Genomic DNA, 18,303 nt, shown 5'->3' with positions numbered 1-18,303 from the left:
TTACCGTTTACGTAGTAGCCGTACGCACCATGCTCCGCCAGCATCATCGTCGTTTGAACCTCTCGCACATCCTCTCCACCCTCGAACTCGCCGGCATCACCACGCCCCAGGCCCAAGCCGACGCTCTCGGAAACATCGCCACCGCCCGAAAGCTGACCCGCATGATGCTGGGCGGCAACGTGCCATCGATGTTTGCCCGCGGCGCAGAACATGCCTTTGAGCTAAAGCGCGGCTGGATGGACCTCCCGTACAACGCACCGCCACCGCTACCGAAGCGTCTGGCGCGGATGGCACTTCCGCCGCCACTGGCGGAGGAAACGCCACCGCTTACATCAAAGGAACCGGAGGTCGCTTAACGACGGCCCTGAAGCGCCACGGCCTGAAGCACGGCATCCACGACCACCTGGGGGTGGTCGTACTGGATGTAATGACCGCTATCCGGAACGATCATGTTGACGCCTCGCGTCGACATGGCCGCCATGCGGGTATGCAGCCGTTCCCACGACAACGTACGCAGGTCGCGTTCGACCTGCGTTTCGTCATCACGCTTAGGAAACGGGGAATGGATCAGAACCAGCAAGGGCATATCGCCGTAGTCCTTACGTGTCGCGCGCACCTGATCCACGCTGACACTTGCGACGCTCTCCCGTTCCGACGCGACAGCGGCCTGCCATCGGGCGGTAACGCCGTACTTGCGCTGCGCCACATTGATCGCATCATTGAAACGCGGGTCAGCGTCATCACCCACACAACGGGTGAACTCCGGGGTTCCCGGGGTTAAGCCCTTCTCCGCGTACGCGATGCAGCTATGCATCTGGGCAAGGTAAGCCTCGTATTTTGCCTTCTGATCGGGTGCGCCGATGGACCAGCCTTCGGTGAACTGATCCTCGTGAGAGGATTCGACCATGACCATGCCTACCACTTCGCCACGGTACCGATCAGCGAAGACGCGCGCATTGAGACCACCCAGTGAATGAGCGACCAACACATACGGAGGCTTGATACCGGCGGCACCGAGAAGATGATGCAGATCGTCCGCAGCATGGTCTGGCGTACCCGCCCGCGTCGCGGCATCGCTAAAGCCCAGCCCTGCCCGGTCGAATGAACAGGCACGGACATGGCGCGAAATAGCCGGCTGCACCAACGCCCAACTGATGGTTGAGTCGCCCATGCCCGCATCCATGATGACGGCCGGTGAGCCCTCCCCGGTGCAATATAAGTTCATGCGTCGCCCTTGGCCTACATCGACCAGGCGTGCCGGATGCGTATAGACGGCATCGGTAATAACTGGACTTGCGGCGCGTGCGGCCCCGGCCAGCGAAAATGCCAGGATCACCCCTGCTATGAACGAATGCCCCACTCGCTTTCCCCTGCGATCGTCAGACGGGGGAGTCTGCCACATCCGCCGCGCGGGCTATGCCCTGTTCGGCGCACCGCGCGCACGGCTCGTCGATTTAGCTAAGTTCTCCACACAGCGGGAAAACGTCCAATGGCAAAGGAATCTGACGGTTGGCACGAATGTGCCTGTTGACCTGGACCAGATCGTATTCGGTGCGAATACCACCGACGGTTTTCCACTGTTTCATCCTCGTGCGGCAGACGAGCAAGTCTCCCTTTAGTAGCGTCACTCGATCGTCTTCAACCGCGCTAAGGAAGGCCTCGTCGGAGACTTTCGCGCCGATCATCGCCTCACCATCCGAGAATCGCCACGCTTTGGTGTCCCCGCCGGGGCAAGCCGCAACGGAGAAAGACATGTCCCGGACATCATCGATAAGAAGCACTTCTTCTTCCGATGGGGCGGCGAAGTAAATGCGCTCGTCGCCACGCACGATGACGCTCAGCACACCCTCGTAGCCGAGAGCGAATACCTCGACCCCATCCTCGTCTAGTGGCTTTATCACGCGTTCGAGGGCTGTTCTGACGCTGGCGTTGTTCAAAAGGTCCAATGCGTGACGTCGGACTTCGTAAGCATCCTCACCCGCGTGCACTCGGACGCGCGCAAACCCATGAGCGTCGGGCGACATATCTTCAATATGTGAGATCGGGCGACCGCGAAGCCATTTCAAAAGCGAGAATAGGCCTCGTCCGATGATGCCGACCGCCGTGAGTATCGCGGTCGCATTTGCGCACGCGGCAGCCCCCTGACCGGAAAAGAACTCACGGACCGATTTGAGCCACTGAACACCTGCCACAAAGTCGATATTGAAGCTGCCCGACTTGAAAGGCCCCTTGATATGCACGTCGACCTTCACGTCTTCGCCGTAAATGGCATGCGCCGCGGCCTCCAGAAGATCGGACATGGCGATCAGCGCGGGGGCAAGATCGCGGGGATGCATTTCATGCGCGATAAGCGCGGGGCCGTCGTAAGTAAGGCGAAATTCGGTCATGCCATCCATGCTAACTCCCTGGTCAGGTCGTGTAATGAGAAGTTTGCCCGGGAGCGCCGTTGTCGATCCTCAGAGACACCACCATCGTGCGCGATCACTAACGGAAGCGCTGTAGGCCGAGCACAACAGACTTTGAAGGGCTTCGACGACGCCGATGTGCGTGAACCGCAGGTCGGACAATTTTTGCAGCGGCCTGGACGTTCCCGCCTGAGAAATTGAGCACTTCCGTCGCTCAGTCCGTCGCTCGGCCCGTAGCTCTACCTACCCCACGGCCCACGAATATTCGGGAACGAGCGATTTCTTCACATGGTGCACTTATCGCTCCGCGGGTGGGAGACGAGGCCATGGGACAAGATCTTACACAAGGCGCGCGTACGGATGAGCTAAAGGACCGCCAATGGGAGTGGGCGAGTCTTCGCTATGAAGATGGTGACTTTAACGAAGAGGGCCGCGTCGATCTGGAGGCCCGGGAGAAGTGGTTCTACCAGGCCATCGGCGCGTCACCTTTCAATCTGTGTGACGCGAGTTCGCGGCGCACCCGATGTCCACCGCGACGAGTCGAGCGCCGCCAGCACTCAGCTTTGTGGAACACACCCCCACCCCTCAAGGGCTCCCTCAAACGCGCTGGCTTCATTCTCCAACGCACTCTCGTACAGCGAGATATTCTCGTGCGTCGGGTCCATGTAGGGGTGAAGGGTTACTTGCCACGGCATCTCCTCATCCTCCTCATATTCGGAGAACGAAGCTTTCTGCCCTTGCCTCAGCATGGCCACCGCGAACTGGAGTGCTGCCTCTTCGGTCGCAAAAACGACAGTGAAATCAAAGTCGCGAGGCATCGACAGGTTGTCGCCCTCCGCTAGCATCTGTCGTAGAGCGTTACCGTTCTCGTCGTCGGGGAACATCAGTTCGTCATTCATCTGCGGGGCCTTACGTTGACGTGGGGAGCCCAGATTATGAACGCAGGCGGTGCCTTCTGTGAACAGGCGGCCGATGCTATGGATGGCGCGACCTTTCCGGCAACGGCGCCGTCACGCAACCCGTCGGATCCTCTCCCCATGTGCGGACGCTAAGCCACCTTCGGACCCATCTCCCTGAGCCTTGAGGCCAAGGATGTGCTTGATCGATCGAGGTGGATATCGCCAGCGAGATTCACCAGCGCGAGCCGATCAATCTCGCTGAGCGGCCTTGATGATGGCGCTCACGCCGATGGTCGCAGCACATCCCAGACTCTGGCCGTTCGGACCCGATGAGCATGAAGGTCCGTTATGCGTCTGGCTCGATGGAGCGGTGGCGCACCCGGTGATCAGGGTGGCACTAAGGACAACAAAGAAAGCAATAGCGCGCATGTGCAACATCCTTGATGACGGCGAAATAGGTTGATGGTGCCCTGAGGGGGGGACTCGAACGGCGCTTTGCGAGCGACGGTAAACAATACGTTAAAGCCGGAAACGGCGGCTTGTACTCACAGCCGTACTCACAATAGTTGACGGCTACCACCTCGACGTCTAGGCCAGCCACGGGCTCCGGCGCGGCCTTGGCACATTTACCAGGGCCATGACCGCGGCCATACGTCACCGTGGTTCTCGATCTGCCTGATCCAGCTCCCATAGGGGATCCGATCCTTCAAAACATTCGGAATACGATAGGAACGGCCTGCCCGATCGTAGAGCACCTGTTCAACGTACCATCCACCGGAACCAACAGCGTGTTGCTCGAGCCACCGACATCCGACAATCTCAGCGCGCTGTACCCTCCACGAACTAAACAGCGTTCTTAGCACAAACGAGTCGTCATCATGAGACGCTCGTGTCACCGCCATATTGATTGCGAGCGTGCCGAAAGTCAGTCCACAAAGAAAGAACGCGACACCCGGAACGCTGAACTCGTGTACCGACGTTTGCCACCACCAACGGACAATGAGTCCCGCAAGTGCGAGAGTTCCAAGACCGGCAAGCCACGCGAAGAGACGCACCGCCGGGTGCGGCAAGATTTGTTCATAGCCACGCAAGGTCGCGCCGGGCGAACGCGTGCCGGCCCGTTGCCGCGCACGGGCGATGGCAGTTTCTAGAGGCGAGTCGTCGTCCCGATATCTGCGATCCTGCTTGAACTGCAGAACGCTGGTAAAGCCCACTATGACCATGAGGCCGACGACGAGGATGAGTTCCACGATGCGCGTCACGGCTAGCCCTCCCGCACAAGATGAGATTCGCGAGTTTTCGCGATCCTAACGAGCACTGGGTCAGGTGTCGAGCACGGCCTCATCCGAGGCCAGCTCACTTTGAGCCCTGCTCCGCACCCGTCGCACCGCCGCCCATCTTGTAACCTCATAAAGTTGATCGGTCCGCCCTACCGAGAAAGAAAAGCCGTGCATTACCCGGCACGGCGTCGGGCGAGGTAGGGCCTTGGGCGGCAAGGGTCCCTATTACTTATGCCGTTCTCGGGGTGCGTTTCCGTCCCGGTAGTGCATATGTAGGGTTAACCCTACAGACGGGAGAAATAGCTTCGTCCAATATGCGTCGCCGCGATTGGCGGCTCAATGGAAGAACTGCATGAAGAGCTTGTTTTTTGGGCTAGTGGTGGTTGGCCTCGGCCTAGGACTTGGTTCGCCGGCCAAGGCTCAGGCGGTCGAATCCACGGCCATTGTGTCTGCCCAAAGCAACCAGTGCTGGGATGTGAAGGACTATTCGACCGCTGACGGCGCGATTGTGCAGATGTACACCTGCACCGGGACCACCAATCAGCTGTGGGCATTTCAGGTTTACGGCTACAACGGCGACTCGCCGCTAGCCCATATTGTGAACGTCAATTCGGGCATGTGTGCAGCCGCCGAAAGTTCGAACCCCGCCAGCGGCGCTATCGGCATCATTCAACGCGTCTGCAACAACAACGATCCCACTCAACAGTGGCAGGTAAACGCTCCGATCATTCAGCGTTCGATCACCACTGGAAACACCACAAACATCTTTTACTCAGTAATAAATCTGAGGGCGATCACCAACGTAGCCAGTCATTGGTGCGTGCGCACTGAGGACCCGTCAAGTTTCTGGCGGCCCACTCTGGCGAATGGGTGCACGAACCTATCGAACGATCTGCACTCTGGTTATCGCCTCTCGGGCGCGAGGTAAACCCGATTACTTGAGCGGAGTCGCGACGTTAGACACCGCGGCTCCGCTTCCTCAGTCAGACACCTGATTGGGGCGGCTGGACACGTCTGGGGTTATCCTTGCCCCCATGAGAAACATCGACGAAGCCGCCGTTCTCCGGTTCGCCCAACTCAACGTAGAGGCGATAGCGATGAATGACTCGGCCGGAGCGCACGACTTGGACGAGGCTCGGTTTAGGGCAAACCTCATCCGAAGGACGGCCGAAAAAATGGGCCTGCCAGAGGTGTTGTCCGCAGCGGAGGAAGTGGCGGTCCATCTAGGGCCCATCGGTTGTAAGCCGCTTCCGGGCTACGGCCGGGCAATGCTCCAGCTGGCCAAGATCCTCACGCCTTGATTGCGTCTTTGATCACATAAGCAGTGTGCCGTAGCCTCGTGTAGGGCTTTCCCTACAGCCGTAGAGTCCTTCGCCTACATACGACGCCGATTCCGTCCCGGCATGATTCCCGCGCCCCCAACTGCCTGGGCGGCAATCTCTCAAAGGGGAAACACATGCTATCGAAGTCAATCCGTAAGGGTGTCGTAGCAATCGCGTGCGTGCTTGGTCTGGGTGCCAGCGCGTCTGCCATGGCCACGGCCCACGTAGACGTCGCTGCAAGCGCCGTGCAGGTCAATAGCTACGGCGGAGTCACGCCCGTCCTGTTCTACACGGGCTCGGTTTGCAGCACCGGGCACCTGACGCTCGACCCGAGCGCCGATGTCGACACGCAGAAGCTTCTGTGGGCGACCGTTCTCTCTGCGAAGGCTACCGGAGCAAAGATGGGCTTCGATTATGATTTCAACGCTGACAATTGCGTCATTCGCGCCTTCTCCGTCGCGCCGAATTGAGATGACAGTCATGAAAATCGCAGCGGAAGGCTCCCCCAAGGGGAAAGGAAGAATCGCTCTACATCTCGTGCTCGCGGCAGCCTCACTAATCCCGATGTCAGCATTCGCCGACAGCACCACGGGCACGACCGTGACCGTGAGCGGAACGCCAACACCTGGAAAACAGGTGTCCGCACATGTGGTGGTTACCGGCAAACATCTGGTTACCGGCCCCGGATTTACCGTGACGGGCGGCAAGGTTCAAGTGACCGTAAATGGCACGTTGGTCGCTCAGGTCGAGGCCGCTTGGCCCTTCAATTCGAACCTGAGTGATAGCGGCTGCGTCCAGTACGACCAGTACGGCAGCTGCATCAGAACGAAATACATCTCAACGAATACCGACGTGACGCTTCCGGTCTCTCTTCCAGCTGGCGCTACGTCGTACTCAATCGTGGCGTCCTACACGGGCGATCTAGATTCGCATTCGTCTACATCGGCACCCGTGGTGCTAACTCCCGTCTACCCGGATGTGAGCGCGGCGACAAGCTTGCTGCTTAACGACTGACCTTCATCAAAGGAATCTGACATGAAAATTATCGCACTCGCCGTCGTCGCCCTCGCTGCATTCTCGACACAGGCGTTCGCAGTTGAAGACCAGGGCAGGACCATCTCTGGTCTAGGTGTTCAAGGCACTGGCTATGTTCAGGTGAAGGAAGGGTTCTCCCAGCCATGCCAGTTCGGAACCGTCTACCTGCCAGACTTGAGCCAGTATAATGCACGGGCAATGATGGCAGTTCTCGTGGCCGCCCAGTCGCGAGGGGCGATTGTATCCATTGCATATGACGTCAACGGGTCGGGTATCTGCACCGCGAACAAGATTTCCGCTCAGTAACGTTCGCTTGTTTCGCGGCGGGCCGCCAAAGTCGATGTGATCGACGCCGCCCGTCGCGAGACCTTTCCGTCGGCCGCAGCCCGTCCGCACAGGATTCGCTGCATAGCGTCCGTCAGAGCCTCCCATGCGAACGCATTGCGAAGGCATGCCAGACCGTATAGCTCTACAGTCGGCCAGTACCTATGTACATCGCCCGTGGCGTACAGGAGAAGGGTTGCCTCTAGGGGTCCGTCTAGTTTCGCTATAGCTAATGCTCCTAGAGCGTCCCAGGAGGGGTTGTAGACCGGATCGGCGGCGAACTTGTGATACCTCCATACCCGCAAGCGACGGACGGCAATTTTCCTGTCATGGTCCCGAAGGGTACTCACCAGCACTTTTCGCCTGCCCTTCCGCTCCTCCCTCTCGGCCACGATCAATTCGCGAGGATTCGCGAGGTCTCCCGAGGATTCGCCGGCAAGACGCTCGTAGTTCACCCGGGAAATCCACGGTGACCCGGTGGCGAGGGCCGCTGCGAGGATACGGGCTGCCCGGTCGATCATTTCCTCCTGGGTTTCGGCCCGCCCGCCGTCCGCCATGAGTCATGCTTCCATGCGCTGTCGCTGGGCAACCATCAGCTCGTAGCGACGCCATGCCCATCGGCGATACGGAACTGCTAGCAGCGTGCAAGCACCTAGCTGCACCCGCTGGATGTCAGGCTTGCGGTTACTCCAACCTGGCGACCGTTGAGTAACGGCGAGAGCGTTACTAACAGCGTTACTTTCGAGGGTCGATTTTTGTCCCGAGCGTGTCCGCAGCCAGGTCGTCAGTGAGCGGGGATGGGATGCCGAGAAGCGGCTAGATGGTGCCCGGAGTGGGACTCGAACCCACATACCCTTTCGGATGAGAGATTTTAAGTCTCTTGCGTCTACCGATTTCGCCATCCGGGCTTGAAAGAAAAAAGGCGCACCCGCGTGAAGCGTGTGCGCCTTGGAATGCGATGGAGGCCGAGGTCGGAATCGAACCGGCGTACGCGGATTTGCAGTCCGCTGCATGACCACTCTGCCACCCGGCCATCGCTTGCGCACGCGGAGAGTATCCGCATAGCGCTTAAAAAACAAAACCTCGGTCACCCGAGGCTTTGTGGAATCCTGGAGCGGGAAACGAGACTCGAACTCGCGACCCCGACCTTGGCAAGGTCGTGCTCTACCAACTGAGCTATTCCCGCGTCGTAGTCCGGCTATTTTAGGGATCTGGCCCGATGTGTCAACTGTTTTGCACCGGATTCTTTTCGGTTTTTTTCACGCCCATGTCGTCCCCGCGCAGGGCGGGCCACGCGGCGCGCAGGTAATCCAGCCCCGACCAGATGGTCAGGATGCCCGCGATGACCAGCAGCGCCTCGCCGATATGGTAGTAACGCAGGGTCTCGGCATCGTGCTGGAGCAGCAGGGTCACCAGGGCGACCATCTGCATCATCGTCTTCAGCTTGCCGAGGAAGGCGACCTTGACCTTGGACCGCGCACCGATCTCAGCCATCCACTCACGCAAGGCCGAGACACTGATCTCACGGCCAACGATCACCGCCGCGGTCACGGCCAGGAGAATGCCCGGCCAGCCGGTGGGCGCCGACTGCACCAGCAGGAACAGGGTGATCGCCACCATCAGCTTGTCGGCGACCGGGTCGAGGAAGGCCCCGAAGGCCGAGGTCATGTCGAGGCGGCGGGCCAGGTAGCCATCCAGCCAGTCGGTGAAGGCGGCCAGTACGAAGACGATGGCAGCGGTGAGGTTCGCCCCGCGGAACGGCAGGTAGAAGACCACCACCATGACCGGCAGCAACAGCACACGAAAAAGAGTAAGCCAGGTTGGCAGGTTGATACGCATGGATTCAGCCGGTTGCGGGAGGCGACGCGTCAGCAAGGCGCCTCCGTACGATCAGGGATGCAGCATGGCATAGATGCGTTCGGCGAGACCGCGATCAATACCCTTTACGCTCATCAATTCTTCGACGCCCGCGGCCTCGACACCGGAAAGGCCGCCAAACGCCTTGAGCAGCGCCGCCCGGCGACGTGCACCAACGCCCGCCACATCCTCCAGCGTACTGCGCTCGCGGGCCGCTTCGCGCTTGCGGCGGTGGCCGCTGATCGCAAAACGGTGCGACTCGTCACGGACCGCCGCCACGAGGTGCAATGCGGGAGACGAAGTACCGGGGTGCAGCATCTTGCCGCTTTCGGCCAGCACCAGGGTTTCCTCACCCGCGCGGCGGCCCGGGCCCTTGGCCACGCCCACCACCCGGATGCCTTCGACACCGAGCTCACGCAACACGTCGACCGCCTGGGCTACCTGCCCCAGTCCGCCATCGATCAGCAGGATGTCAGGCTTCACGCCACCTTCTACGACCTTCTTGAAGCGTCGTGTCAGCGCCTGGTGCATGGCGGCGTAGTCGTCACCCGGGGTGATACCCGTGATATTGAAGCGGCGGTAGTGCGACTTCTCCGGGCCTTCAGGCCCGAACACCACGCAGGAAGCTACCGTGGCTTCGCCGCGGGTGTGGCTGATGTCGAAGCATTCGATCCGGCGTGGATGTTCGCTGAGCTCAAGGACCTTCTGCAGATCGTCGAACCGTGCGAGCAAGGTATGCCGGCTGGCCAACCGCGAGGTAAGCGCTGCGCTCGCGTTGCGCTGGGCCATTTCAAGGAAGCGTGCGCGGTCGCCGCGCACACTGGGCTTCAGCTGCACGGCGTAACCCGCGTGCTGGGACAATACGTCGGCGAGGATCTCGGCGTCTTCCACCGGATCGCTCAACACCAACTCGCGCGGCACCTGGCGCTCCAGGTAGTACTGCGCGATGAACTGGCCAAGCACATCGGCGACGGACGCATCCGTCGGCAGGCGCGGGAAGAAATCGCGCGAGCCCAGGCTGACGCCGTTGCGGAAGAACAACACGCTGACGCAGGCCATGCCGCCCTCGAGGCAGCAGGCGATCACGTCCATATCCGCGCTGGCACCTTGAACGAAGTGCTGGGCCTGGAGCTTGCGCAACGCCGCCACCTGATCGCGCAAGCTGGCGGCGCGCTCGAAGTTGAGCGCGGCACTGGCGGCCTCCATCGATTGCGCCAGCTCGTCGATGACCGCGCTGCTGCGACCCTCGAGAAACATTTCCGCGTGGCGTACATCGCTGCGGTAGTCATCGACGCTGATCAGCTGCACACAGGGTGCACTGCACCGGCCGATCTGATGTTGCAGGCACGGGCGCGAGCGATTCTTGAAATAGCTGTCCTCACATTGGCGTACCTTGAACAGCTTCTGCATCAGGCCCAGGCTTTCGCGCACGGCGAACGTGCTTGGGTACGGCCCGAAATAGCGGCCCGAACCGGTCTTGGCACCACGATGGAACGCCAGGCGCGGGTAGTCCTCGCCCCCAGACAGGTAGATGTAGGGGTAGCTCTTATCGTCGCGAAGGACAATGTTGTAGCGCGGCTTCAGCGATTTGATCAGCTGCGATTCGAGCAGCAGGGCCTCGCCCGCCGTGCGGGTCAGGGTGACTTCCGCTCGATCGATCTGCGACACCATAGAGGCGATACGCGGATCCATGGGAGGCTTCAGGAAGTAGTTACTGACCCGCTTCTTCAGGTTCGCCGCCTTGCCCACGTACAGCAGCTCGCCTTCGGCATCGAAATACCGATAGACGCCGGGCGACGTGGTGAGGTGGCGAACGAAGGCCTTGCCATCGAACGGGTGCGACTCGGTGTGCTCCATCGGCCTATTTTAGCTGGTGAAGCGCAACCGGGAATGAAAAACGCCGGCATGGAGGGGGACCATGCCGGCGCGGGCCTTCCTTGGGGGGATGTCGCCTTCGTCCTTGGGTGTTTCCGGCGACAGGGATAGATTACGTCGTCGCCCTTGTAGGCGCGCCCGGCGGATTCCGGCTAATCCTGTAGGCCTCGCCCGCTCGCCCTTGTCGGAAAAACCTTACACGTCACCCTGCCCCTTCAGCCAACGCTCGGCGCGCACCAGATCGTCCGGGGTATCGATACCCGGCGGGAACGGCTCCGGTGTCAGGTTCACCGAGATGGCGTAGCCATGTTCCAGGGCGCGCAACTGCTCCAGGGACTCGGCCTGCTCCAACGGGGTCCGGGGCAGCGCGGCCATGCGACGCAGGAAGCCGGCGCGATAGGCATAGATGCCGATGTGGCGCAGGAACGGCACCCCAGGGGGCAGAACGTGGCGATCGTTCGCGAACGCATCGCGGGCCCAGGGGGCCGGTGCACGGGTGAAATAGAGGGCTCGGCCGTTGCCGCCGCGGACCACCTTGACCACATTCGGGTCGAACAGCTCATCGGCATCGGCGATCGGCGTGGCCAGCGTCGCCATAGGCGCCTCATCAGCCGCCAGGGTGTAGACCACGGCGCGAATGCCAGCAGCCGGCGCGAACGGCTCATCGCCCTGCAGGTTCACCACCACGGTGTCGTCCGGCCAGCCGTAATGGCTGGCCACCTCGGCGATGCGATCGGTACCCGAGGCATGGTCCTCACGGGTCATGCAGACCAGGATATCGCCAGCGCAGCCGCGCATTTCGGTGGCGACGCGAGTGTCATCCGTCGCTACCACGACCTGGGCGGCGCCCGCGCTGGCAGCCCGGACCGCGACCCTGCGGACCATCGACACGCCGCCGATCGGGAGCAGCGGCTTGCCCGGCAGGCGCGTGGAGGCGTAGCGAGCCGGGACGACGACGACGAAGGGAGGGGTTTTGGCAGCCATGTGGTGCGGTCCAGAGCCGGGTCAGGAACGCATTATGGGGGTGTCGCGAAGGGCTGTCGCGCGCAAGCGCGCTCCTACAAGGTTCTCGTCACCCCTGTAGGAGCGCGCTTGCGCGCGATATCAGGACGCGGGACCGAGCTTGAACCCCACCCCATTAGCCAACTCAATAAACCCCGGGAACGAGGTAGCCACGTTGGCGCAATCACCAATCGTGATCGGCGCCGTCGCGACAAGACCGGCGATGGCGAAGCTCATGGCAATACGGTGGTCACCATGACTATCCACCGATCCGCCGCCGATCGCACCCCCACGAATCATCGCACCGTCGGGAAGTTCGTCGATCAGCACACCACACGCCTTCAAACCGTGCGCCATCGTCGCGATGCGGTCGGATTCCTTCACCCGCAACTCGGCCGCGCCACGGATGGTGGTCATCCCCTCGGCGCAGGCAGCGGCCACGAACAAGGCCGGGAACTCATCGATCATGTCGGGGACGATATCGAGCGGCAGCGCGACGCCATGCAGCGGACGCTGACGGATCACGAGGTCAGCGATGACTTCGCCGCCGCTGTGGCGCTCGTTCTCTACGGCGATATCCGCACCCATGAGTTTCAGCGCGGCGAGCAAACCCGTGCGGCGCGGATTCAGGCCTACACCCTTCAACCGAAGATGCGAACCCGGCACGATGCAGGCGGCGACGATGAAGAACGCGGCCGAGGAGAAATCCGCCGGCACATCCACATCGACGGCGCGCAGCACGTGGCCACCTTCAACCTTCGCACGGCCCGGCGAGTATTCGATCGGCCAACCGAAGGCCTTGAGCATGCTTTCGGTGTAATCGCGCGTCGGATGCGGCTCGATCACCTCTGTACTGCCTTCGGCGTACAGGCCCGCGAGCAACAGCGCGGACTTGATCTGCGCGCTGGCGACCGGCGAATGGTAGGTGATGCCCTTCAGCTTTCCACCGCCATGGATACGCAATGGTGGCTTACCGTCGTTCGTATCGATCTGCGCACCCATCTCGCCCAGCGGATCGGTCACGCGGCGCATCGGGCGCCCCGACAGCGACGCATCGCCGACGAGCGTGGAAGCGAATGATTGTCCAGCTAGCAGGCCCGCGAGCAGACGCATACCCGTGCCCGCGTTGCCGCAATCCAGAGCCTCGGTGGTGCCACGCAGGCCGTGCAGACCCACGCCATGCACCACGCGCTCGCCTGGCGCAGGTGTCTCGAAGCGAACACCCAGCTTGCCGAGGATCGCGGCGGTGGCACGGGTGTCCTCACCTTCGAGGAAGCCGCGGATGTGCGTGGTGCCTTCGGCTAACGCGCCAAACATGAGCGCGCGGTGCGATACGGATTTGTCGCCGGGGACGACAAGCTCGCCGTGGATCGGGCCAGCGGCGCGGCTTACCCAGGCCAGGGCGGTCATGGCAGGTTCTCCAGAAGACGTTGCAGCTCGCCGCGGCTACCGACACTGATACGCACGGTGTGCGGCAGGCCGTAGCCACCCATGGGGCGGACGATCACGCCGTGTTCGAAGAGATGTTTCTCGAACGCGGCGGCATCCTGGCCCAGGTCGACCAGCAGGAAGTTGGTTTGTGACGGCAGCACGCGGAAGCCGCGAGCGCCAAGCTCCTCGGCTAGCCACGCGCGATCGCGGTGGTTTGTGTCGCGGACGCGGGCACGGTGCTCGTGGTCCGCAAGTGCGGCTTCCGCGGCCGCAAGCGCTACGCCATTCACGTTGAACGATTCGCGCAGGCGCTCGGCAACCGCAGCCACCGTGGGGTGGCTGAGCATGTAGCCGATGCGCAAGCCCGCCAGGGCATACGCCTTCGAGAAGGTGCGCGTCACGATGAGGTTGGGGAAACGGCTGAGGAGATGCAGTGCCGTGCTCAGCCCTGCCGCATCCACGTACTCATGGTAGGCCTCGTCCACGACGACCAGCGTTTCCACCGGTACGGCCGCCATGAAGGCCTCGAGTTCGGCATCGGTGAACCAGGTGCCGGTTGGATTGTTCGGGTTGGCGAGGTAGACCAGGCGGGTCGCGGGCGTGACCGCTGCCGCGATCGCCGGCAGGTCATGCCCGTACGGCGCGGTGGGATGGTCCGCGGGCAACGCGGGCACGCGGATCGCCGGCGCACCCGCTGCGGCCGCCGCGATCGGGAAGACCGCGAAGCCGTACTGTGAATGCACCACGGGATGCTCGGCATCCGCGAAGCACTGCGCCAGCAGCATGAGCAGTTCGTGCGATCCATTACCCAGCGTGATGCTGCGCGCGGAGATGCCCAGCTCGCCGGCAAGGCGCTGTTTCAGCGCCGCACCCAGTGGATCGGGATAGCGCCAGATGTCTTCCAGCACGCGGGTCGCGGCGCGCGTGGCCTGCGGGCTCGGGCCGAGGGGGTTCTCGTTAGACCCCAACTCGGAGAGCACCGCACCAAAACGAAGGCGCAATGCGGGAAGGTCGTGACCGGGATCGTAGGCACGCAGGGCCGACGTCGCCCGGTTGGCGAGCGCGGCTGCATCGAACACGGCGGTCATGGCAAGGCGACGGGGTAAGCGCCGAGCACCCGCACATCGGCGGCGGCGGGCTTCATTTCGTCCAGCGCGGCCTGCAGGGCCGGATCGTCCACGTGACCGGAGACGTCGATGAAGAACGCGTACTGCCACTTGCCGGTATGCGCCGGGCGCGACTCGATGCGGTTCATGCTGATGCCATGCTCCGCGAGCGGCTTGAGCACGTCGTACAGGGCACCGGGCTTGTCGCGTACGGACACCAGCAGCGAGGTCCGATCATTGCCCGAAGGCGGAAAGATGGTGCGGCCGATGACGAGGAAGCGCGTGGTGTTGTCGCTGCGATCCTCGATGGGACCCGCGATGATCTTGAGGCCGTACACGCGTGCGGCGGACTCACCCGCGATGGCGCCCGCTTCCGGCGACAGCTTCGCCATGCGCGCGGCTTCGGCGTTGCTCGACACCGCGATGCGCTCGACGTTCGGCAGGTTCACACGCAACCAGGCCTGGCACTGCTGCAGCGACTGCGGGTGTGAGTAGATGCGCTTGATATCCTTCATCTCGCCGGTCAGCGAAAGCAGGTTCTGGTGGACACGCAGCTCCACTTCGCCGCAGATCGTGGCCTTTGACGTGAGGAACATGTCCAGTGTCATCTGGATCATGCCCTGCCCTGAATTCTCCACCGGCACCACGCCGAAATCGGCGTTGCCCGCGGCGACTTCCTGGAACACCTCTTCGATACTGCCCAATGGCAAACCGTAGGCGGCGTGGCCGAACTGCTTGCGCACGGCCTGTTCACTGAAGGTGCCCTCGGGGCCGAGGTAACCGATCTTCAGCGGCTGCTGCTGAGAAAGGCACGACGACATGATCTCGCGGAACAGGCGAACCAGTTCGCCGTTCGGCAGCGGACCATCGTTGCGATCGATGACGCCGCGCAAGACCTGGGCTTCCCGTTCGGGTCGGTAATACTCCACCGCCGCCTTCAACGGGCCCTTGGCCCGGCCGACCTGCTGTGCCCAACGGGCGCGCTCGCTGATGAGCGACTGCAGTTGCTGGTCGATGCTGTCGATGCGCTGGCGCGCCTCGCCCAGCGTGGCTTGCTTATCGGTGGAGCTACTCTTACTCATGGACGTCCAGGCGGCTAAGTGGTTGCAAATGAAACAGTTATCACCGCAAACATATGCTGCATTGCGGTGATCCCCGACTTTAACCGTGCCGCGTTGCAAAGTCCCGCATGAATTTCACAAGCACCTCCACCGCCTCGAGTGAAACGGCGTTGTACAACGATGCGCGCATACCACCAACGGCCTTATGGCCCTTCAGCGCGAGCAGGCCCGCGGCCTCGGATTCCTTGAGGAAAACGGCATCCAGCGCACTATCGTGCAACGTGAACGGCACATTCATGCGCGAACGCGACGAAGGCTCAACCGGGCTACCGTAGTAACCGTTGGAACTATCGATAGCGTCGTACAGCAACGCGGCCTTCGCCTTGTTACGTTCGCCGATTGCAACGATGCCACCCTGCGTTTCGAGCCACTCGAACGTGAGGCCCGCGAGGTACCAGCCCCACGTGTTCGGCGTATTGAGCATCGAATCGTTCGCGGCGTGCTCGGCGTAGCGGAAGATTTTCGCCATCGGCCGACCAGCGCGAGCCAGCAGGTCATCGCGAATGATCAGGATCACGAGACCGGAGGGGCCGATGTTCTTCTGCGCACCGGCGTAGATGAGACCGAAACGCGACACATCCACGGGCTCACTGAGGATGTTGGAGGACATGTCGGCAATAAGGGGCGTATCACCTACATCGGGCACATCGTGGAATTCCACGCCGTGGATCGTTTCGTTCGGCGTGTAATGCACATAGGCCGCGCCCTTGCTGAGCTGCCAGGTGTCGCGCGGCGGCAGCTTCAGGTAGTGGTCCGCCTCGGAGCTGGCGGCAACGCGTGCATCGAGGTAGGGCGCAGCTTCGCGTACGGCCTTTTCGCCCCAGTGCCCGGTCACGATGTAATCCGCGTGCTCATCGGGGCCAGCGAGATTCATCGGGATCTGTGCGAAGTGCTGGGTGGCGCCGCCCTGCAGGAACAGCACCTTGTAGTTCGCGGGAACATCCATGAGCGAGCGCAAGCGTTGCTCGGCGGCCGCGGCCAGCGCCATGAAGGGCTTGCCGCGGTGGGACAGCTCCATCACCGAGGCACCGGAACCATTCCAGTCGAGGAGCTCCGCCTGAGCACGCTTCAATACGGCTTCCGGCAGTGCCGCGGGTCCGGCGCTGAAATTCCAGGCTCTGCTCACGTCTCGTCCTCTCGCATGGTTGAACCGGCATTATGCCGTTGCATGCGGGCGAAACGGAGGCTTAGAACGGCGCGAACAGCACCACGGCGATACCTGCCGCGAGCAGGGCGGCGGTGAGGATCAACCACCACACGTCGCCACGCGGTCCGGCGGGTTCCTCCGGCTCGGCTTCGGGCTCGGGCTCGGGTGCGGCGACGACGGGCTCAGCCAGCCAGCCAGGCGCTTCAAGGATGAAGCGGTGCGTGGCCAGGCCGATCTGGTCGCCCGGCTGCAGTGCAGCGCGCACGGTACGCACGCCGTTGACCCGCACCGCGTGGCGGGCGGGCACGCGCGACGCATCGAGAATCAGCTCCTCGTCCACCCACGCCAGCGTGATCAGTGCGGCATCGTTACCCGGCAGTTCGAGTGGCATGGCCCCATGGGTGGCACCGAGTTCCAGGCGATCACCGATCGCCACGAGCCGCCCCGACAAGGGACCGGCCACCGGGCGCAGGGCCGCGGTGCAACGGGCGTCCGTCGGCTCCTGGAGCTCGCGCGCTTCGAGGTCTTCATCATCGCGGACCAGCATGCGGCAGTCGCCGAGCGAGAGGCTATCGCCCGGGCGCAGCAGCGCCTTTTCACGCACGGGCCGCGCGTTGACATAGACGCGCCCGACACCGGCAGCCACCTCGAGCACCATGCCGCGGCGATCACGATGGATCGTGACGTGGCGCGGGGCGACCTGCGATTCAGACACGACGAGGTCGTTATCCTCCGCGCGGCCAATCGTAAGCACGGGCCGGGACCAGTGGAAATCACCGCGAGCCGAGCTGACGAATTCTATGCGCATGGAGGGACCGGACAGATGACGACGCGACTTTAGCAGAGTGCGGTATCTATTTGAACGTAAAGAGATCACTCCGGTTCAGGGGAGCAGGCTGTTAGACTCGCCGTTTTCTCGCGGAGACCCCGAATGGCCAAGATCGATATCCGCCGGGAGCACGGCAAGACGGCAGCCGAAGCACGCGCGGTGGTGGAAAAAGTCGGTGCCCGCATGGCCGAGAAATTCGGCACCAAGGGCGGCTGGGAAGGCAATGCCTATGCGTTCTCGGGCTCCGGGGTAAAGGGCGCCATCGCCGTCACCGATAGCGATGTCCATGTGACCGCCGAGCTTGGCATGCTGCTGTCGGCGTTCAAGGGCAAGATCGAAGACGAGATCCGCGGCAAGCTCAACGAATACTTCGCCTGAGCCCTCTTGTAGGAGCGCGCTTGCGCGCGATGGGCCTTGCGGCAACCCCGATCGCGCGCAAGTGCGCTCCTACAGGGGCGGGAGGCCCGGGTGGCCTTGGCGGGGTGGGCATGGCATAATAGGGGACTTATTCGGCCACGCCGGCCCCTACTCCGACCCGGAACACATGGCAAAAGACGACGTCATCGAAATGGAAGGCACGGTCCAGGAGACCCTGCCCAACACCATGTTCCGCGTGCAGCTCGAGAACGGGCATGTCATTACTGCCCACATCTCCGGCCGTATGCGCAAG

At 62.3% G+C, this 18,303-nt stretch carries 20 protein-coding genes and 3 tRNA genes; 7 read left to right on the top strand and 16 right to left on the bottom strand.

Annotated features, from left to right (window positions below):
* Nucleotides 1–29 precede the first annotated feature (29 nt).
* Nucleotides 30–356, top strand: coding sequence for a hypothetical protein (locus tag VGN46_RS17300; RefSeq protein ID WP_331645486.1), 327 nt, complete (start codon nt 30–32; stop codon nt 354–356).
* Here the strand turns inward: VGN46_RS17300 and VGN46_RS17295 are convergent.
* The 4 genes from VGN46_RS17295 to VGN46_RS17280 all read right to left on the bottom strand — a co-directional run bounded on the left by VGN46_RS17295 (nt 353) and on the right by VGN46_RS17280 (nt 4,566).
* Nucleotides 353–1,225, bottom strand: coding sequence for an alpha/beta hydrolase (locus VGN46_RS17295; RefSeq protein ID WP_331645483.1), 873 nt, complete (start codon nt 1,223–1,225; stop codon nt 353–355). The genes VGN46_RS17300 and VGN46_RS17295 overlap by 4 nt on opposite strands.
* Before the next feature lie 229 nt (nt 1,226–1,454).
* Nucleotides 1,455–2,396 carry a hypothetical protein gene (locus VGN46_RS17290; protein ID WP_331645481.1) on the bottom strand — a complete coding sequence of 314 codons (942 nt, stop codon included), beginning with the start codon at nt 2,394–2,396 and terminating at the stop codon, nt 1,455–1,457.
* A 566-nt stretch (nt 2,397–2,962) separates the two neighbouring features.
* Complete coding sequence (locus VGN46_RS17285) at nt 2,963–3,304, bottom strand: ribonuclease E inhibitor RraB (protein WP_331645479.1); 342 nt, start codon at nt 3,302–3,304, stop codon at nt 2,963–2,965.
* Nucleotides 3,305–3,930: 626 nt separating this feature from the next.
* Nucleotides 3,931–4,566 (bottom strand): hypothetical protein, encoded by a 636-nt coding sequence (locus tag VGN46_RS17280; protein ID WP_331645477.1) that lies wholly within the window; start codon nt 4,564–4,566, stop codon nt 3,931–3,933.
* A 370-nt stretch (nt 4,567–4,936) separates the two neighbouring features.
* Here VGN46_RS17280 and VGN46_RS17275 point away from each other — a divergent pair, with 370 nt between their 5' ends.
* From VGN46_RS17275 to VGN46_RS17260, 4 genes are all read left to right on the top strand, one after another.
* Nucleotides 4,937–5,512, top strand: a complete 576-nt coding sequence (locus VGN46_RS17275) for an RICIN domain-containing protein (protein ID WP_331645475.1) — start codon at nt 4,937–4,939, stop codon at nt 5,510–5,512.
* A gap of 528 nt (nt 5,513–6,040) precedes the next feature.
* Nucleotides 6,041–6,376 (top strand): hypothetical protein, encoded by a 336-nt coding sequence (locus VGN46_RS17270; RefSeq protein ID WP_331645473.1) that lies wholly within the window; start codon nt 6,041–6,043, stop codon nt 6,374–6,376.
* A 10-nt stretch (nt 6,377–6,386) separates the two neighbouring features.
* Nucleotides 6,387–6,920, top strand: coding sequence for a hypothetical protein (locus tag VGN46_RS17265; protein WP_331645471.1), 534 nt, complete (start codon nt 6,387–6,389; stop codon nt 6,918–6,920).
* Nucleotides 6,921–6,941: 21 nt separating this feature from the next.
* A complete protein-coding gene (locus tag VGN46_RS17260) occupies nt 6,942–7,247 on the top strand; it encodes a hypothetical protein (protein ID WP_331645469.1) in 306 nt (101 codons plus the stop codon).
* Here VGN46_RS17260 and VGN46_RS17255 read toward each other — a convergent pair.
* The 12 genes from VGN46_RS17255 to VGN46_RS17200 all read right to left on the bottom strand — a co-directional run bounded on the left by VGN46_RS17255 (nt 7,241) and on the right by VGN46_RS17200 (nt 17,612).
* A complete protein-coding gene (locus tag VGN46_RS17255; RefSeq protein WP_331645467.1) occupies nt 7,241–7,822 on the bottom strand; it encodes a hypothetical protein in 582 nt (193 codons plus the stop codon). The two genes, VGN46_RS17260 and VGN46_RS17255, sit on opposite strands and share 7 nt — an antisense overlap.
* Nucleotides 7,823–8,086: 264 nt before the next feature.
* Nucleotides 8,087–8,173: transfer RNA gene (locus tag VGN46_RS17250), tRNA-Leu, on the bottom strand.
* 51 nt (nt 8,174–8,224) lie between these two features.
* Nucleotides 8,225–8,298: transfer RNA gene (locus tag VGN46_RS17245), tRNA-Cys, on the bottom strand.
* A 77-nt stretch (nt 8,299–8,375) separates the two neighbouring features.
* A tRNA-Gly gene (locus VGN46_RS17240) sits at nt 8,376–8,451 on the bottom strand.
* A gap of 38 nt (nt 8,452–8,489) precedes the next feature.
* On the bottom strand, nt 8,490–9,104 hold the full coding sequence (pgsA, locus tag VGN46_RS17235; protein ID WP_331645523.1) for a CDP-diacylglycerol--glycerol-3-phosphate 3-phosphatidyltransferase: 615 nt from the start codon (nt 9,102–9,104) through the stop codon (nt 8,490–8,492).
* A gap of 51 nt (nt 9,105–9,155) precedes the next feature.
* Entirely contained in the window at nt 9,156–10,979 is a 1,824-nt protein-coding gene (gene uvrC / locus VGN46_RS17230) for an excinuclease ABC subunit UvrC (protein WP_331645466.1), read from the bottom strand.
* A 213-nt stretch (nt 10,980–11,192) separates the two neighbouring features.
* Nucleotides 11,193–11,981 (bottom strand): 3-deoxy-manno-octulosonate cytidylyltransferase, encoded by a 789-nt coding sequence (kdsB, locus tag VGN46_RS17225; protein WP_331645464.1) that lies wholly within the window; start codon nt 11,979–11,981, stop codon nt 11,193–11,195.
* A gap of 120 nt (nt 11,982–12,101) precedes the next feature.
* A complete protein-coding gene (aroA, locus tag VGN46_RS17220; protein WP_331645462.1) occupies nt 12,102–13,409 on the bottom strand; it encodes a 3-phosphoshikimate 1-carboxyvinyltransferase in 1,308 nt (435 codons plus the stop codon).
* Entirely contained in the window at nt 13,406–14,518 is a 1,113-nt protein-coding gene (hisC, locus tag VGN46_RS17215; RefSeq protein ID WP_331645460.1) for a histidinol-phosphate transaminase, read from the bottom strand. The genes aroA and hisC overlap by 4 nt, the downstream gene beginning before the upstream one ends.
* Complete coding sequence (gene pheA, locus VGN46_RS17210) at nt 14,515–15,618, bottom strand: prephenate dehydratase (protein ID WP_331645458.1); 1,104 nt, start codon at nt 15,616–15,618, stop codon at nt 14,515–14,517. Before pheA ends, hisC begins: the two co-directional genes overlap by 4 nt.
* Nucleotides 15,619–15,697: 79 nt before the next feature.
* Nucleotides 15,698–16,783 carry a 3-phosphoserine/phosphohydroxythreonine transaminase gene (gene serC, locus VGN46_RS17205; RefSeq protein WP_331645456.1) on the bottom strand — a complete coding sequence of 362 codons (1,086 nt, stop codon included), beginning with the start codon at nt 16,781–16,783 and terminating at the stop codon, nt 15,698–15,700.
* A 61-nt stretch (nt 16,784–16,844) separates the two neighbouring features.
* Nucleotides 16,845–17,612, bottom strand: a complete 768-nt coding sequence (locus VGN46_RS17200; RefSeq protein WP_331645454.1) for an FHA domain-containing protein — start codon at nt 17,610–17,612, stop codon at nt 16,845–16,847.
* Between the two features lie 123 nt (nt 17,613–17,735).
* On the opposite strand from VGN46_RS17200, the gene VGN46_RS17195 reads away from it, so the two are divergent.
* Together VGN46_RS17195 and infA are read left to right on the top strand one after the other, a co-directional pair.
* The gene (locus VGN46_RS17195; protein WP_331645452.1) at nt 17,736–18,011 is read left to right on the top strand and encodes a polyhydroxyalkanoic acid system family protein; all 276 of its coding nucleotides are present in this window, start codon (nt 17,736–17,738) and stop codon (nt 18,009–18,011) included.
* A gap of 166 nt (nt 18,012–18,177) precedes the next feature.
* Nucleotides 18,178–18,303: translation initiation factor IF-1 (infA, locus tag VGN46_RS17190; RefSeq protein ID WP_331645521.1), on the top strand; the 126-nt coding region annotated here is incomplete at its 3' end.

It is taken from the genome of Luteibacter sp. (genome assembly GCF_036500425.1).
GTDB lineage: Bacteria > Pseudomonadota > Gammaproteobacteria > Xanthomonadales > Rhodanobacteraceae > Luteibacter.
This window is presented reverse-complemented; position numbering and strand designations above follow the sequence as displayed.

Coding starts and splice junctions, on each gene's coding strand:
- VGN46_RS17300 (WP_331645486.1), top strand. CDS start 30: ATGCTCCGCCAGCATCATCGTCGTTTGAACCTCTCGCACATCCTCTCC.
- VGN46_RS17295 (WP_331645483.1), bottom strand. CDS start 1,225: ATGAACTTATATTGCACCGGGGAGGGCTCACCGGCCGTCATCATGGAT.
- VGN46_RS17290 (WP_331645481.1), bottom strand. CDS start 2,396: ATGGATGGCATGACCGAATTTCGCCTTACTTACGACGGCCCCGCGCTT.
- VGN46_RS17285 (WP_331645479.1), bottom strand. CDS start 3,304: ATGAATGACGAACTGATGTTCCCCGACGACGAGAACGGTAACGCTCTA.
- VGN46_RS17275 (WP_331645475.1), top strand. CDS start 4,937: ATGAAGAGCTTGTTTTTTGGGCTAGTGGTGGTTGGCCTCGGCCTAGGA.
- VGN46_RS17270 (WP_331645473.1), top strand. CDS start 6,041: ATGCTATCGAAGTCAATCCGTAAGGGTGTCGTAGCAATCGCGTGCGTG.
- VGN46_RS17265 (WP_331645471.1), top strand. CDS start 6,387: ATGAAAATCGCAGCGGAAGGCTCCCCCAAGGGGAAAGGAAGAATCGCT.
- VGN46_RS17260 (WP_331645469.1), top strand. CDS start 6,942: ATGAAAATTATCGCACTCGCCGTCGTCGCCCTCGCTGCATTCTCGACA.
- VGN46_RS17255 (WP_331645467.1), bottom strand. CDS start 7,822: ATGGCGGACGGCGGGCGGGCCGAAACCCAGGAGGAAATGATCGACCGG.
- pgsA (WP_331645523.1), bottom strand. CDS start 9,104: ATGCGTATCAACCTGCCAACCTGGCTTACTCTTTTTCGTGTGCTGTTG.
- uvrC (WP_331645466.1), bottom strand. CDS start 10,979: ATGGAGCACACCGAGTCGCACCCGTTCGATGGCAAGGCCTTCGTTCGC.
- kdsB (WP_331645464.1), bottom strand. CDS start 11,981: ATGGCTGCCAAAACCCCTCCCTTCGTCGTCGTCGTCCCGGCTCGCTAC.
- aroA (WP_331645462.1), bottom strand. CDS start 13,409: ATGACCGCCCTGGCCTGGGTAAGCCGCGCCGCTGGCCCGATCCACGGC.
- hisC (WP_331645460.1), bottom strand. CDS start 14,518: ATGACCGCCGTGTTCGATGCAGCCGCGCTCGCCAACCGGGCGACGTCG.
- pheA (WP_331645458.1), bottom strand. CDS start 15,618: ATGAGTAAGAGTAGCTCCACCGATAAGCAAGCCACGCTGGGCGAGGCG.
- VGN46_RS17200 (WP_331645454.1), bottom strand. CDS start 17,612: ATGCGCATAGAATTCGTCAGCTCGGCTCGCGGTGATTTCCACTGGTCC.
- VGN46_RS17195 (WP_331645452.1), top strand. CDS start 17,736: ATGGCCAAGATCGATATCCGCCGGGAGCACGGCAAGACGGCAGCCGAA.